The organism is Larkinella soli (genome assembly GCF_003703975.1).
GTDB lineage: Bacteria > Bacteroidota > Bacteroidia > Cytophagales > Spirosomataceae > Larkinella > Larkinella soli.
On record NZ_QTJY01000018.1, the window covers coordinates 111,917 to 126,154 of the forward strand.

Sequence of the window (14,238 nt, forward strand, 5' to 3'; positions counted from 1 at the left end):
GATTAGATCCGGTAGGTCGGCAGGGCGGAGTAACCGCGCAGCAGCAGATTCCGACGGTGGACGGCCCGGCTGAGGTCGGCCCGCAGGGCCGGAAACCGCGCCATCAGCATCCGGAATGCGCCCATCGCCTGCATGCGGGCCAGCATGGCCCCCAGACAGAAGTGGCTGCCGAAGCCGAACGCCAGGTGTTTGTTCTTCTGCCGTGTGATGTCGAATCCTTCCGGGTTTTCGAACTGCTGCTCGTCGTGGTTGGCCGACCCGATGCAGACGTAGAGCTGCTCACCGGCCCGGATCAGCCGCCCACCCAGTTCCACGTCCTCCAGCGCCATGCGTGAGGTAATCTGAACGGGGCTGTCGTACCGGAGCATCTCCTCGACGGCGGTTTTCAGCAGTTCCGGACGGTTCCGGAGTAATTCAAATTGTTCGGGATGTGCCGACAGAGCCGCGAAACCGTTTCCCACCAGGTTGCGGGTGGTTTCTTCTCCGGCTACGAACAGGTTGATAATCAATGAAACCAGCTCGTCGGAGTCGACCGGGTTCCCTTGCGCATCCCGCTGCTGAAGCAGTCTGGCGGTCAGGTTGTCGCCGGGCGCCCTTTGCTGCTCCCGGATGCAGTCCTCGACAAACGCCATGAAATCGCCGGCCGCGCGGTTGATCTCTTCCATGTTGCCCCGCGAGAGCATCGGTTCGAAGACGTTGGCGAGCTGTTCGCCCCAGTACTTGAGCCGTTCGACGCTGTCGTCGGGAAAGCCGAGCAGCCGGGCGATGATCCGCACCGGCAGCGGCTTAGCCAGATCGTTGAGCAGGTCGACGGCCGGGAGCGATTCGAGTTCGTCGGCCAGTTCGTCCAGCACCCGCTGCACGCAGCCGTCGAGGTTCAGGGAGGCCCAGATTTTCATGACCATCTCACGGACGCGTCCGTGAAGGGGCCGCCGGAGGTAGAGCAGCCAGTGAAACGTGGCCCGGTACGTATCTTCCAGCGACTGTGCGCCGGTTTCGCGGCTCAGGGCTTTTTCCCGGAAATAGCCCGGCATGTCGATTACGTCGAACCGCTTGTCGGTGAATACCGTGCAGGCGTCGGCGTAGCGGCTGACGACCCAGTCGCCCGAGCCGGTCCGGTGGACGGGGTCCTCGGCCCGGATGCGCCGGTACATGGGGTAGGGGTCTTCGCGGCAGACCGGATTGAAGGGTGTCCAGAGGCTGGAAGAACTTTTTGCGATCTGGGTTCCGGTAAGAACGGGAGGATTCATCAGGGCCGGGATTGGGTCGGTAGATAGTCGTTTACCAACCAGTGGGAGATGTCGGCGATGGTCTGGAATTCCCAGAAAATGGACGGGTCGATGGCCACGCCCAGCCATTCTTCCAGGTCCACGGCGAGCGTCACCACGACGACCGAGTCGAGCCGGTAGGAGGTGATGGCCCGGTGCGGGTCGATGGCCGAAGCCTCGACCCGTAATTCTTTGGCCAGTTGCTGAACCAGCCATTCTTCCACAGTGGAGGTTGTAATCGGAGATGAAATCATCAGACGAGATTTACTATGAACTAATTTCAAAGAATGATGGAACTGGGCAGCGGCTCCCAGCGGTAGTGTTCGGCCAGGGCACCGGCCCGGAATGCCTGCCGGCAGGCCGACCGCTGCACTTTTCCGCTGGTGGTTTTCAGGACACCGCCCGGCGGCAGCAGCACCACGCAGACCGGTGAGAGGCCATGATGCAGGCTGATCCGCCGTAAAATGGCTTCGACCACGGTTTCAGGGTTCATCGTGCGGAGGGCCGTTCGTTTCAGTTCCTGGATGATCACCAGTTGTTCGCCCTGTTCGGTTTCGATCGGGAAGGCGGCTCCCGCGTTGGGTTGCAGGCCCTCGTGGCTTTGTTCGACGGTCCACTCGATGTCCTGCGGATAATGGTTAGTGCCGCGGATGATGATAAGGTCTTTGATCCGGCCGGTCACGAACAGGCCCTTCTTCGGGTCGTAGACGCCCAGGTCGCCCGTGCGCAGAAAAGGGCCTTCACCCTCAACGGTATACGCGTTAAAAATCTCAGCCGTCCGGTCCGGTTTGTGCCAGTAACCCCGGGCCACGCTCGGTCCGGCCGTCCAGATTTCACCCACTTCGTTTTCCCGGCAGGAACGGCCCGTTTCCGGGTCGACGATGCGCAGGATACTGTCCGACATCGGCCAGCCGGAGCAGGTAAGCAGGGTGCGGCCGCAGGCATCTTCGGAAATTTCCTGAAACCGGCCCAACTCCAGCTGTTCGGCGTCTACGGCGATCCGCACCGGCCGGCGGTCGGTGCGGCACATGGTGACGGCCAGGGTCGATTCGGCGAGGCCGTAACAGGTGAACAGGCTTTCGGGCCGGAAGCCATAGGGGTCGTAGATTTCCAGAAACCGGCTCATGGAGGTGGCACGAATGGGTTCGGCGGCATTGTAAAGGTGCCGGATGCCCGACAGGTCCAGCCCTTCCCGCTCCTGGGGCGATACCCGGTCGACGCAGAAATCGAAGGCGAAGTTCGGCGCTCCGCCGTAGGTGCCGCCGTAGCGGCTGAAGGCCCGGAGCCAGCGGACGGGTTTCTGCATGACATGCACCGGACTCAGCAGCACGGCCGTAAACCCGCTGTAGAGCGGTTGAAGGATGCCGTCGATCAGGCCCATGTCATGAAAAGAGGGGAGCCAGCAGACCGACACGCTCGCTTCATCATTCTGAAAGGCGTGCCGGATGAAGGCTGAGTTGGCCATGATGTTTCCGTGCGTTACCATCACGCCCTTCGGATGGCCGGTCGAGCCGGAGGTATATTGCAGAAAGGCGAGGGTGTCGCGGGCGGGTAGTTCGACGGAGGTTTCGGCCGGCGCGGGCAGCAGATCCGTCAGAATCCAGGTCAGCGACTGAAACCAGGCCTCCCCCTCGAAAAGCCGTTGCAGCTGGCTGTGGGTTTTGGCCGTCGTCAGGGCAACCGTAATACCGGCGTCGTTCAGAATGTGGGTGATCTTCTCGCTGCCCCGATTTTTGGCTGGCACCGACACCGGCACGGCCACATACCCGGCGTACAGGCAGCCCAGAAAGGCGTTGATGAAATCCAGTCCCTGCGGATAGACCAGCAGCACCCGCGGGCCGACCGTTCCGGCGATGCCCTGATGCTGCCGGAGGACGGCGGCCACCGAACACGCCCGGTCGTTCAGTTCCTGGTAGGTAAGGGATTCCTCCTGCGTTTCGCCGTCGGCCAGAAAAAGGTAAGCGGTTCGTAAGGGGGTGTGGGCAGCCCGATGCAGCAGCACCTCCACGATGGACCTGCTTTTTTCCGTCATGTACAAAAGTACAGTTGATATTAATGAATCAAGGGTTCTGGGCGCTTTTTTATGGAGATGGTGTAAACTTAACTATAAGTATAGAAGAAAAAATTATACCGGCCTAATATGTTCGGTATTTTTGATGACAAACCCCGGCGGCTTCGATAACTTTTTACACCATTCCTTGTAGATTAGGAGCCTGGTAATCAATTTCACGGGCGAAAACTTTTCGAGCAGAAACCATTTTATGAACCATACCTATGTAGTTATTATGGCGGGTGGCGTAGGAACACGCTTCTGGCCTTTCAGCCGCACGAACAATCCCAAACAATTCCACGACGTTCTCGGTACCGGAAAATCCCTCCTGCAGCAAACCGCCGACCGCTTCGAAGGCATCTGCCCGAAAGAGAACATCTACATCGTGACCAGCACCGAATACAGGGAGCTGGTAAAACAGCAGCTTCCCTACCTCAGCGACGACCAGATCCTGTGCGAGCCGGTGCGCCGGAACACGGCTCCCTGCATTGCCTACGCGGCCTATAAAATCGCCCGTCGCGATCCGCAGGCCAATCTGATCGTGGCCCCGGCCGACCACATCATCCTGAAGGAAGAGGATTTTCGCTCGACGATCCGGACCGCCCTCGAAGCCACCGCCGGCCAGGACATTCTGGTCACGCTCGGCATTCAGCCCAGCCGCCCCGACACCGGTTACGGCTACATTCAGTACATTCCCGAATCGGGCGATCAGGTGAAGCGGGTAAAGACGTTTACGGAAAAGCCGCATCTGGAACTGGCCCAGCAGTTTGTGGAAAGCGGGGAGTTCGTCTGGAACGCGGGTATTTTCGTCTGGAACGCCCAGGCCATTCTGAAAGCGTTCGGCCAATACATGCCTGAACTGGCCGAAATCTTCACCGAAGGCAACGAAGAATATTACTCGGAGAAAGAAACGGCCTTTATCAACAAGGCGTATTCGCTCTGCAAAAATATCTCCATCGACAACGGCATCATGGAGAAAGCCAAAAACGTGTATGTCGTCCTGAGTGATTTTGGCTGGTCCGACCTCGGCACCTGGAAGTCCCTGTATGAGGTGTCGGATAAGGATGAACACGAAAACGTAACGGACGGCAAACTCATTCTTTACAACACGACCAACTGCATCATCAAAACGCCGAAAGATAAACTGGTGGTAGTCAATGGTCTGGACGGGTTTATCGTGGCCGAGTACGACGGTGTGCTGCTGATCTGCCGGAAAGAAGAAGAGCAGAAAGTGAAGGAGTTCGTCGCCGACGCCAAAGAGCAGGGCGTGCAGTTTGTGTAAATATTGTGGCCATAATGAATAGCGAATGTTGAATAGCGAATATCGAAATTGCTCCGCCGGTTCAAACGGCAGCGCCCCTTCGTTGTTCGTTATTCAACATTCGCTATTCTTTTTTTCTTACTTCCCTTCAAAGTGCTGCCAGCCCTGCGCCCGGATCGGGGTTTGCTGCCCCGCCTTTGTCGCCAGGACGATGGTCAGCGGGTCGGCGGTCATGTAACCGATCGGGGTGATGCGGGCGTGGTTCTTCAGCTTCTCGAACTCCTGCGGCCGTACCGTAAACAGCAATTCGTAATCCTCTCCGCCGTTCAGGGCCACCGTCATGGGGCTTAGGTTCAGTTCCCCGGCCGTCAGGTGCGTCACGTCATCGAGAGGGATGTTCTCGTCGAAAATCACCGCCCCGGTTTTCGACTGTGTGCAGAGGTGCAGCAGTTCGGAGGCCAGTCCGTCGGAAATGTCGATCATGGCCGTCGGTACGACCTGAAGGTCCTGTAACTCATAGACGATGTCGGTGCGTGCATTCGGCCGGAGCTGGCGTTCCAGCAGGTAAGCTTTTTCTTCCGGGATTTCCGGCTGCATGGTCGGGTCGGACAGGTACACCTGTTTCTCCCGTTCGAGCAGTTGCAGGCCCAGAAAGGCGGCTCCCAGATCGCCGGTGACGCAGATCACATCGTTGGGCCGGGCGGTGTTCCGGTAGGTGATGCGGTCTTTGGCCACCCGGCCGAGCGCCGTTACGGAAAGGATCAGACCCGCCCGCGAGGAGGTGGTATCTCCGCCGATCAGGTCGATCTTATAGTCTTCGCAGGCCGCCCGGACGCCCTCATAAAATTCCTCGACGGCTTCGACCGAAAACCGGTTGCTCAGACCGATGCCAACCGTGATCTGCAGGGGGGTGCCGTTCATGGCCGCGATGTCGGAGACGTTGACGGCGACGGCCTTGTAACCCAGGTGTTTCAGCGGGGTATACGCCAGATCGAAATGGACGCCTTCCAGCAGCATATCGGTCGAAATGAGTCCATAATCCGGTCCTCCGGTATCGGTTACGGCCGCGTCGTCGCCGATGCCCCGGACGGTTTCGGGCCGGACCGGCTGCACAAAAGGACGGCTCAGCCGCTCGATCAGGCGGATTTCGCCCAAAGATTCCAGTTCCGTTCGTGTATTCATACCGCGAATAACGCAAAAAGCCGCCTTCGGAGGAAGACGGCCGGAATTTAAGTCTTTTGCGGACCCCTTGCCGGGGCCCGGCCCGCGGGGCAGCGGTTTACTGCGGAATCAGCGAATACTTGTTGGTCGTGCCGCCTGTTTTGCGGTCGGCGGTCGTGCGGGTGATGACCAGTTCGTTGTCGCTGGAGGAGTTGATGGTATATTCGATGGTCGGGCCGTCAGTCGGAGCCGGGTTGAGGCTTCGCAGGATCAGCCGGGTATCGTTCTGGAGTTCATACTGGCCGGTCGAAGTGAAATTGTCTACCTGGGTAAGCACGGCGGTCGGGTTGCTGCTCAGGTCCAGCAGGAACTGGGAGTAGCCCGGTTTGACGTTGCCCGAAGCGCCCTTGGTATACACGACGACGTTGTTTTCTTCTACCTTCTGCGCCGTCCATTTTTTCGCAATCCGGTCGGACAGCGGCTTCACTTTATTCTTGTTGCAGCCGGTCAGGACCGTCAACAGGCACAGTACCGTCAAAAAGCCGATAAACGTATTTCGCTTCATAAAGAGAATAGAGGATTTAAATCTTTACGTGTTCATTAGTTAACGGATAAAGTTACAGGATTTTATATAATCCCTAAAAAAGTTGGCCTTAACTTTTAGTAGTCGGTCGGTGGGTTCCGGGCCGGGCGGCCGTCATTGCCGGAGAGACGGCGGTTTCATAGATTTGCACCCCATGGAATCTGCCGCCGATCTGAAAGAATACACCCGCTCGCAGCTGGCCCTGCGGAACGGCTCCGATCGGGAGGAGATCTGGTGCGCCTACCGGGGCATCATCTACGACCTGACGGCGAGCCGGCTCTGGCGGGGCGGCAAGCATTATGAACACTGGGCCGGCCAGGACCTGACCGACGAACTGCCCGACGCGCCCCACGGCGAATGGGTTTTTTCCCGTTTCCGGGCCGTCGGAAAATTAATCTGAACGTAAAAACACTCCCCACTCCAATTCCTATGATCGCTATTGCAGACAGCGGCTCGACCAAAACCGATTGGCGGCTGATCGACGCCCGCGGCCAGGTCAGCCAGGCCCGGACTATCGGATTCAACCCCTATTTTCAGGGCAGTGCCGACATTGCCGCCGAGCTGCGGACCAACCTGCTTCCGGCGGTGCCCGACGCCGTCACGGAGGTTTTTTATTACGGGACCGGCTGCAACAGCGAGGAGTCGTGCGGGGTGGTGGAGAAGGCGCTTCGGGAGGTGTTTCCGGCCCTGGAAAAAGTAGAGGTCAGCAGTGACCTGCTGGGTGCAGCCCGGTCGCTGTGTCATCATGAAGCCGGGATCGCCTGTATTCTGGGAACGGGTTCGAATGCCTGCCTGTTCGACGGGGAAAACATCGCCCAGCTGAGCGGGTCGCTCGGTTTCTGGCTGGGTGACGAGGGAAGCGGAGGTTACCTCGGCAAGACGCTGGTGGTGCGGTATCTGCACGGTCAGCTGCCCGACGACCTGGCCGGGAAGTTCCGGAAACGCTATCCCATCGACCGGATTACCGTGCTGGAACACGCCTACAAGCAGCCGTTCCCGAATCGGTATTTTGCCGGCTTTTCCAAATTTCTGTTCGACAACCGAAGCCATCCGGTGGCCTACCGGATGGTCTACGACGCCTTTAGTCTTTTCTTCGATACCTACGTCCGGAAGTTTGACGCCCACCGGGAGCTGCCGGTTCATTTTGTCGGGTCGGTGGCGTTTTACTACAGCGATATTCTGCGGCAGGTGGCGAATGATAAAGGTCTGGCGGTCAAGCGCATTCTGGAGAACCCGATTGCCGGGCTGACGCTGTATCACCAGCCGGTCGGGTCATCGCCGGCTTCCTGAACCGCGACGACCCGACCGCCGGATCCGCTTCATTACTGTTTCAGCACTTTAATGGCTTTCATGGTCACGTCACCCCGGCTGACCTGCAGCAGGTACAGGCCCGCAGGTAACTGAAGGGCGCTGATGTCGATGGTGGCGGCTCCCGCTTCGATCCGAACCGCCTGGCGGGCGATCGGCCACTGCCGGCCCGAGGGAGAGAGCAGCGTAAAGCCGTAGGGCACCGCCGAAGGTTCACGGTCGGCCGGGATGCGGAGGTTAATCTGCTCCCGGAACGGATTGGGATATACCTGCCAGACCCCTGCAGGGCCGCTTTCCTCCGGGTTTCCGACCGAAGCGGCCGCGATCCGGGCCGAAGACGAACAGATCAGCGACTTCGGAGAATTTCGCAGCACATAGGAGGTTCCCTGCACTTTCGCGGTGATCGAATGCGTTCTTCCGTCTTTCAGCCGGTCGGGCGTCGGGAAGATGTAGCCGTGCCGGCCGTCGCCTTTTCCGGCGTCCTCCAGGTCGCTCCGGTAATTGGCGGCCGTAGAGCTTCCCAGCAGCGTGCTTCCTTCGTAGAATTCGACGGTGAGGGGCGTGTTCGGGCGGTTGCGGTCCCAGACCCAGCCCCGGATGGATTCACATTCCGCCTTGTCGAGAAATCCTTCAAAATTTGCCGGCTCCGTAGGGTCTGCGGGGGGCGGAGCAGAGGCCGAAGCGGTCCGAACGGTCAGCCGGAAGCTGTCGGTGATGGTGGCACCGTCGTTGTCGGTCGCTTTCACGGTGACCGTCGCGGTCGTCGCCGTGGTCGGGGTGCCGCTGATCCGGTTTCTGTCGGCGCTGTAGGTCAGGCCGGCTGGCAGACCGGTGATGTCGACGCGGGCAACGGTGCCGTCGGCGTCTTTAAAGTTGCTTTCCGAGATCGTATAGCTGAAAGGCTGCCCGACCGTCGCCGTCAGGTCCGGAATCTGAATGGAGATCCGCGGAGCCTGATTGTCGTCGGAAGGGGGCGTGGTGACGGGGTTGGCCGGGGCGCTGGTTTCGTCGAGCCAGTCTTCGATGAGGGTGACCTGAACCGGTTTGCCGCCGGACGCTTCATACGCCTTGCCCCAGCGGGTGCTGATCGGCGCATAAAAATCCTTCAGAATCTCCGACAGTTTGTAGGTGATCGACCCGACGGTCTGCACCTGCGTGACGGGCTGGTTGAGAAGACCGGCGTCGACGACCCGGTCGATGATCTGGGTCAGAACGTCCCGGGCGTTATCGCCCCCGAAGTTCGCCAGCGTGATCATCGAAGCGCCGTGCTGATAACATTGCAGGACCTGCTGGTAATACGTTTCGACGCTGACCGACTGATGGAACATCCCGTCGACGGCGTTGATCATGAAGGCGCCCGGTTTCAGGTTACTCCGGACCAGGTCCATTGAAAACCGGTGGTTGTAGGTCGGGCCGTCGTTGAATTTCAGGCCGTCGGAGTTCTGGTTCAGGCTTTTGAAGGCGTACGTACTGCGCAGGCCGCTCAGGCGGTCCCAGACGCAGCCGTGCTGGTTGACCACCCGGATGCCTCCGTCGATTCCCTTGATGGTCCCCGTGATTTCGTTCAGATACCGTTCGAGCAGGCGGTGGCGGAACACATACCAGTCTTTACCCTGTATGCTGCTCGTAAAGAGGCTGTGCGGGTCGCTCAGGTTGCCGGTGGGCGGGTCGATCTCGTTCCAGCTGCCGTAGCCCGTACCCCAGCGCTGGTTCAGGGTCGTCAGCGAAAACCGGCTCTGGAGCCATTGCCGGAAGGCCGCCTGCATCGGGTCGCTGTAATCGAACGGAACGATGTATTTGCTGCCGTCGGGCTTGTGATGAACTGGGGAATATTCCGATTCGAGGGCCGGGGAAGCCACTACCGAAACGAACAGCAGGTGGCCCTGCTGCTGCAGGTACCGGTACCGCTGGGTCACTTCCCGTACAAAAGCCTTCGACAGGTCGACCGTCGGCTGGTGCGCGTACGAGAACTGGGCGATGCCGCCGGTCATGATCGAGCCGTCGGCGGCTTTCATGGTTTCGTTGGTGCCCCAGAAACCGCCCAGCCGGGAGAGATCGCGGCCGACATGAATCCGGAGCGCAACCTTCAGCCCCATGCGGAGGGCCGTCTGTACGTGCGAATCGACCACACTCCATTTGGGGGTGCTGGTCCGGGTGGGATACACCTTATCCCAGTTGATGGTGATTTCGACGGCGTTGCAGCCCGCACCGGCCGAGTGTTCGATTCGCTCGTCGTCGATCCGGGGATCGTCTTCAAAGTTAAAAATGGTAACTCCGATATAGCGCCGGCCGGCCAGGGCCTGGGGGTCGGAAGAAGCAAGAGAAAGGGTACTCCAAAGGCAAAGCAGCGAAAATAGAAATCCGTTCAGATAGCACTTCATCATCGGTGAGTTAAGTTGAAAATATAAAACATGAAACATACTACATTTATTTGAACAAATGCATGACTCCTCCGGCAGGGAGAATTTCTCCCGACAGATGTATCTGACTGCATTGACAGGGCAGAGAGGAGCAGGGCTGTCTTTCAGGCGCAAGGCCTACAGAACCAGCCGACTACAGGGGGTGTGGTGCAATTTCCGATTCACGGACAGCCGGGGCGGTCATGAATTTATCGGACAAATAGTAAAATATTAAAAAGCATCAATATTTACTATTTGTAGCTTTCTTCCAATCGGGATATACGATGGAATCCGCTTTAAACGTTCCATTAGGATATATCTAAATAACTTAATACTTCATATATCCTATAGACTAAATACATTATGGGTGCAAAAATATCAAAAAGCAGACAAAGTCAAACCCTGATTTATCGAAATATCCCGTTAAAGGCGGCTAACAACTATCGGGAAAATACAATTTGGTAAAGTAAGTGCATGAAAACCTTGCACTTACAAACCGGCATGGATGTTCAGTTTTTTGGAATTAAAAATCAGGAGAAGGAACCGACAACCTCTATCCAACATCAGCTTCAGGGGTAACTTTTATCCGGTTCATGGTCTGGCCCGGCTCGTTTGTAATGTTGGCAAAAACTATACCACAACCGGCCACGTGGAGGGCCGGCCAAAAATTAGAGAAGGAGTTTAACGCCCCGGCGGCTGCCGCTCCCGGAAACCGGCCGGTGTCTGCCCGGTTACTTTTTTAAAGAAGCGGACGAAGTAGGAGGGGTCCTCAAAGCCGAGCTGGAAACTGATCTCTTTGATGGACTGCGAGGAGTAGATCAGGAGCCACTGCGCTTCCAGCACGACCCGCTCCTGGAACAGCCGGCTGGCGGTTTTTCCCAGAATCTTTTTGCAGATATAGTTGAGATGATTGGGCGTCATACCCATCTGTTCGGCATAACTCCGCACTTCCCTGACGGTCAGGAACTGCTGTTCGAGCAATTCCTCGTATTGCCGGAGCCGGTCGTACAGGTGGGTTTCCGGTCCGATCCAGCGTTCGCTGTACAGCCGGTCCGCCTTTTCAAGAATGATGTGGACGAACGACAGAAACACCTCCTCCCGGTGGGGCTGGCTGTCTTCATACTCCCGGTAGGCGTAATCGAACAGGTGGGTGAAAACGTCCTGCTGCTCCGTGACTTCAAGCAGCGGCCGGTGCTGATGGGAGTGGTAAAACGGATACCGGAACAGGCGGTGACCATAGCGGTTTTGCCAGAAATTCGACTCGAAAAACAGGTTGAAGCCCCGCGTATCGGGGGAAAGCTTCCAGCTGTGGACCTGGCCCGGCGTCAGAAAGTACAACTGATGGGGCCGGACGGGATAGGTTCTGAAATCTATCGTATGCGTGCCTCCGCCTTCGATGATCCACATTACCAGGTAGAAGGTATGGGAATGAGGCTTGTCGATGTCCTTGAATTCCTGCACCAGTCGTTCCAGCCGGGTCATGTAAAAGAGCGCATCCGGCTCATGACGCGGGAAAGAATGGAGTTTATAGACCGGTACTTTGGCTTTCATGGCCGGCAAGCCTCCTCCCTTACTGCTTCAATACTTTAATCACTTTCCGGACGGAGTCGCCTTCCTGAACCTGCAGCAGGTAGAGCCCGGCGGGCAGTTGCAGCGGCTGAACGTCCAGTTCCGCCTTCCGCCCTTCGATGGTCACCGACTGAGTCGGCAGGGGCCACTGACGACCTCCAGCCGAAAGGATCGAGAACCGGTAGGCGGCTTTGGCATCGGCCGGCAGGGAGACGTTGATCACATTCAAAACCGGGTTGGGATACACCTGCCATTCGTCGCCTTCCGCATCTCCGACCGGGTCCGGAGCGCTGACCCGGCCACCCGATCCGCCCTGTGAAATCGAGAAGGTGATATTCCGGCTCAGAATCATTTCCCCGGAACCGTTGGCTCCCGTGAAAGCCGCCAGCCGCAGCCGGTACGCACCGGCCTGAGGTTTGATCCCATCGTCGTCGCCAAAGATACTGTAGGGTGCCTGATTGTCGACGTTACTCTTCGTGACGGCGCCGGTCAGCTCGAAGGCGATGCTGCCGACCGGTACATTGGATGAACAGAAAATGTTGATGTTTTCCGGCAGGCTGTTCAGCGGCACCGACGTGTTGTCGTTCAGATCCTGAATGATCTGCCGGGAGGAGCCGTTGCCGGCTTTCATCAGCTGGATGGTCAGTTGAGGCTCCCGCACGATCAGCTTGAAATAGATGCCGGTAGTGGGGCCGTCCGCCGGGACGCTCCGCACCGTCACGGTGTATTCGCCCGCGTTGTTGGGTTTGCCGCTCGCTACCCGGGTGTTGACGTCGAAGGCAATGGCGTCCGGCAGGCCGGTGACCTCCAGGCGACTTCCCGGCCCCGGATCGGGGAGGGTCAGCGAATAGAAAATTCCGCGGGTAATGATCTGGTCGGGAATCGGATTATCGGTCGACGGCCGCGAGCCGTTGGCGCAGGTGGTGGTAAAGCTGTATTTGACCACCGTCTGGTTCTGCCGGGCCTGAATCTCGAGGGTCGTCCCTTTCCGCATGGTCAGGAAGAGGGTATGCGTGGGCGAGCTGGTCCAGTCCGTCACGCCGACCGCCTTGTATTCGATCGGGCTGTTATCACCCCCGCTGGTCCGGAAGGTAATCTTCCCGGTCTGACAATCGTATTCGGGTTCCTGCAGGGCCAGGGTGGAGGCCGTCGGGGTGCCGTTGACCGTCAGGGTAAGAGTAGCCGAAGTTTTGGCGCCTTTGTTATCGGTGGCCGAGTAACTCAGCGTAAAGGTGCCCTGCTGGGTGGGTGTGCCCGAAATCGTGCGGGTATTCACGTCGAAATTCAGACCGGACGGTAAACCGGTCACTGCATACGTTAACGCCCCGTTCTCCGGGTCGCTAAAGGCGGGCAGGGTGGCTGAGAAGGTCTGATTGACCGTCGCCGTGAGCGTAGACAACGAAGGGGCCACCGGCGGTTTGTTATCCGGGGTGGTGGGCGTGGTGGGGTTGCCCGGACCGCTGCCGTTACCGGCACAGGTCAGCGTCTTGGGTGAACCGCTCAGCACAAAAGTGCTGCCCTGCACTCTGGCCCAGATGGTAATGGTTTGATTGTTCTTGAGGTTGTCCGGTACCGGGGCGGCAAAGCCATGAACTCCGTTGCCTTTCCCGGCTGCCCGCAGGTCCGGGCGGTTGATGTCGGCCAGGATCGTGGTGACGACCACTGCTGATTCCAGCGAGGGGCCGGCCAGGAACTCGACGGTCACCGGCGTGTTGGGTTGATTCTGATCCCATACCCAGCCGCCGAACGAGATGCAGTTGACCGCATCCAGGTAGCCCTCGAAGCGCCCGCTGACCGGCGTCGTCGTGGTGCCGTTGACCGTCAGCGTTACCGTCGCCGAGGTTTTAGCACCTTTGTCGTCGGTGGCCGAGTAGTTCAGCGTGAAGGTACCCTGCTGGGTGGGCATACCTGACAAGGCACGGGTGTTCGCGTCAAAGTTCAGACCGGACGGTTGCCCGCTCAGGGCATAGGTCAGTGCCCCGTTCTCCGGATCGGTGAAAGCCGGCAGAGTGGCCGAGAAAGTCTGGTTGACCGTCGCCGTTAAGGCCGAAAGGCTCGGGGCCACCGGTGCCTGATTATCGGGTGTGCTCGGGTTATTGACCGAAAGCGTCACGGTCGCCGAGGTCTTGGCGCCTTTGTTATCGGTGGCCGAGTAGCTCAGCGTAAAGGTGCCCTGCTGGGTGGGTGTGCCGGAAATCGTCCGGGTATTCACGTCGAAATTCAGACCGGACGGTAAACCGGTCACTGCATACGTTAACGCTCCGTTCTCCGGATCGCTGAAGGCGGGCAAGGTGGCTGAGAAGGTCTGATTGACCGTCGCCGTGAGCGTAGACAACGAAGGGGCCACCGGCGGTTTGTTGTCCGGAGTGGTGGGGTTGCCCGGACCGCTGCCGTTACCGGCACAGGTCAGCGTCTTGGGGGAGCCGCTCAGCACAAAAGTACTGCCCTGCACTCTGGCCCAGATGGTAATGGTTTGATTGTTCTTGAGGTTGTCCGGTACCGGGGCGGCAAAGCCGTGAACTCCGTTGCCTTTCCCGGCTGCCCGCAGGTCCGGGCGGTTGATGTCGGCCAGAATCGTGGTGACGACCACTGCTGATTCCAGTGAGGAGCCGGCCAGGAACTCGACGGTCACCGGCGTG

General features: G+C 58.7%; 11 protein-coding genes. 3 read left to right on the forward strand and 8 right to left on the reverse strand.

Translation table 11 applies throughout. The features are described from left to right. Positions 1-2: 2 nt before the first annotated feature. Genes DX909_RS24900 through DX909_RS24910 form a run of 3 tightly spaced genes read right to left on the reverse strand, consistent with a single transcriptional unit; the run spans position 3 to position 3,300 of the window. Complete coding sequence (locus DX909_RS24900; protein WP_164851394.1) at positions 3-1,250, reverse strand: cytochrome P450; 1,248 nt, start codon at positions 1,248-1,250, stop codon at positions 3-5. Then, positions 1,250-1,492 (reverse strand): acyl carrier protein, encoded by a 243-nt coding sequence (locus tag DX909_RS24905; protein WP_164851395.1) that lies wholly within the window; start codon positions 1,490-1,492, stop codon positions 1,250-1,252. Before DX909_RS24905 ends, DX909_RS24900 begins: the two co-directional genes overlap by 1 nt. A gap of 56 nt (positions 1,493-1,548) precedes the next feature. Further along, positions 1,549-3,300: a fatty acyl-AMP ligase gene (locus DX909_RS24910; protein WP_128547955.1), complete on the reverse strand. Its 1,752-nt coding sequence runs from the start codon at positions 3,298-3,300 to the stop codon at positions 1,549-1,551. Positions 3,301-3,529: 229 nt separating this feature from the next. Here DX909_RS24910 and DX909_RS24915 point away from each other — a divergent pair, with 229 nt between their 5' ends. Continuing rightward, positions 3,530-4,600, forward strand: a complete 1,071-nt coding sequence (locus DX909_RS24915) for a mannose-1-phosphate guanylyltransferase (protein WP_128547956.1) — start codon at positions 3,530-3,532, stop codon at positions 4,598-4,600. Between the two features lie 117 nt (positions 4,601-4,717). Here DX909_RS24915 and thiL read toward each other — a convergent pair whose 3' ends face one another. Together thiL and DX909_RS24925 are read right to left on the reverse strand one after the other, a co-directional pair. Further along, the gene (gene thiL / locus DX909_RS24920) at positions 4,718-5,761 is read right to left on the reverse strand and encodes a thiamine-phosphate kinase (protein WP_128547957.1); all 1,044 of its coding nucleotides are present in this window, start codon (positions 5,759-5,761) and stop codon (positions 4,718-4,720) included. A 97-nt stretch (positions 5,762-5,858) separates the two neighbouring features. Next, positions 5,859-6,305, reverse strand: a complete 447-nt coding sequence (locus tag DX909_RS24925) for a hypothetical protein (RefSeq protein ID WP_128547958.1) — start codon at positions 6,303-6,305, stop codon at positions 5,859-5,861. 172 nt (positions 6,306-6,477) lie between these two features. On the opposite strand from DX909_RS24925, the gene DX909_RS24930 reads away from it, so the two are divergent. After that, positions 6,478-6,723 carry a cytochrome b5 domain-containing protein gene (locus DX909_RS24930; RefSeq protein ID WP_206513048.1) on the forward strand — a complete coding sequence of 82 codons (246 nt, stop codon included), beginning with the start codon at positions 6,478-6,480 and terminating at the stop codon, positions 6,721-6,723. A 29-nt stretch (positions 6,724-6,752) separates the two neighbouring features. Beyond that, positions 6,753-7,613: an N-acetylglucosamine kinase gene (locus DX909_RS24935; protein ID WP_128547959.1), complete on the forward strand. Its 861-nt coding sequence runs from the start codon at positions 6,753-6,755 to the stop codon at positions 7,611-7,613. 32 nt (positions 7,614-7,645) lie between these two features. Here the strand turns inward: DX909_RS24935 and DX909_RS24940 are convergent, their stop codons facing one another. The 3 genes from DX909_RS24940 to DX909_RS24950 all read right to left on the reverse strand — a co-directional run. After that, positions 7,646-10,015 carry a putative Ig domain-containing protein gene (locus DX909_RS24940; protein ID WP_164851396.1) on the reverse strand — a complete coding sequence of 790 codons (2,370 nt, stop codon included), beginning with the start codon at positions 10,013-10,015 and terminating at the stop codon, positions 7,646-7,648. 696 nt (positions 10,016-10,711) lie between these two features. Beyond that, on the reverse strand, positions 10,712-11,581 hold the full coding sequence (locus DX909_RS24945; protein ID WP_128547961.1) for a helix-turn-helix domain-containing protein: 870 nt from the start codon (positions 11,579-11,581) through the stop codon (positions 10,712-10,714). A gap of 19 nt (positions 11,582-11,600) precedes the next feature. Next, positions 11,601-14,238 (reverse strand): putative Ig domain-containing protein (locus DX909_RS24950; RefSeq protein ID WP_128547962.1); only part of this gene is annotated, 2,638 nt, incomplete at its 5' end.

Bases quoted from the DNA above. Each gene is read 5' to 3' on its own strand.
- DX909_RS24900 (WP_164851394.1), bottom strand. From the start codon at position 1,250: ATGAATCCTCCCGTTCTTACCGGAACCCAGATCGCAAAAAGTTCTTCC.
- DX909_RS24910 (WP_128547955.1), bottom strand. From the start codon at position 3,300: ATGACGGAAAAAAGCAGGTCCATCGTGGAGGTGCTGCTGCATCGGGCT.
- DX909_RS24915 (WP_128547956.1), top strand. From the start codon at position 3,530: ATGAACCATACCTATGTAGTTATTATGGCGGGTGGCGTAGGAACACGC.
- thiL (WP_128547957.1), bottom strand. From the start codon at position 5,761: ATGAATACACGAACGGAACTGGAATCTTTGGGCGAAATCCGCCTGATC.
- DX909_RS24925 (WP_128547958.1), bottom strand. From the start codon at position 6,305: ATGAAGCGAAATACGTTTATCGGCTTTTTGACGGTACTGTGCCTGTTG.
- DX909_RS24930 (WP_206513048.1), top strand. From the start codon at position 6,478: ATGGAATCTGCCGCCGATCTGAAAGAATACACCCGCTCGCAGCTGGCC.
- DX909_RS24935 (WP_128547959.1), top strand. From the start codon at position 6,753: ATGATCGCTATTGCAGACAGCGGCTCGACCAAAACCGATTGGCGGCTG.
- DX909_RS24940 (WP_164851396.1), bottom strand. From the start codon at position 10,015: ATGATGAAGTGCTATCTGAACGGATTTCTATTTTCGCTGCTTTGCCTT.
- DX909_RS24945 (WP_128547961.1), bottom strand. From the start codon at position 11,581: ATGAAAGCCAAAGTACCGGTCTATAAACTCCATTCTTTCCCGCGTCAT.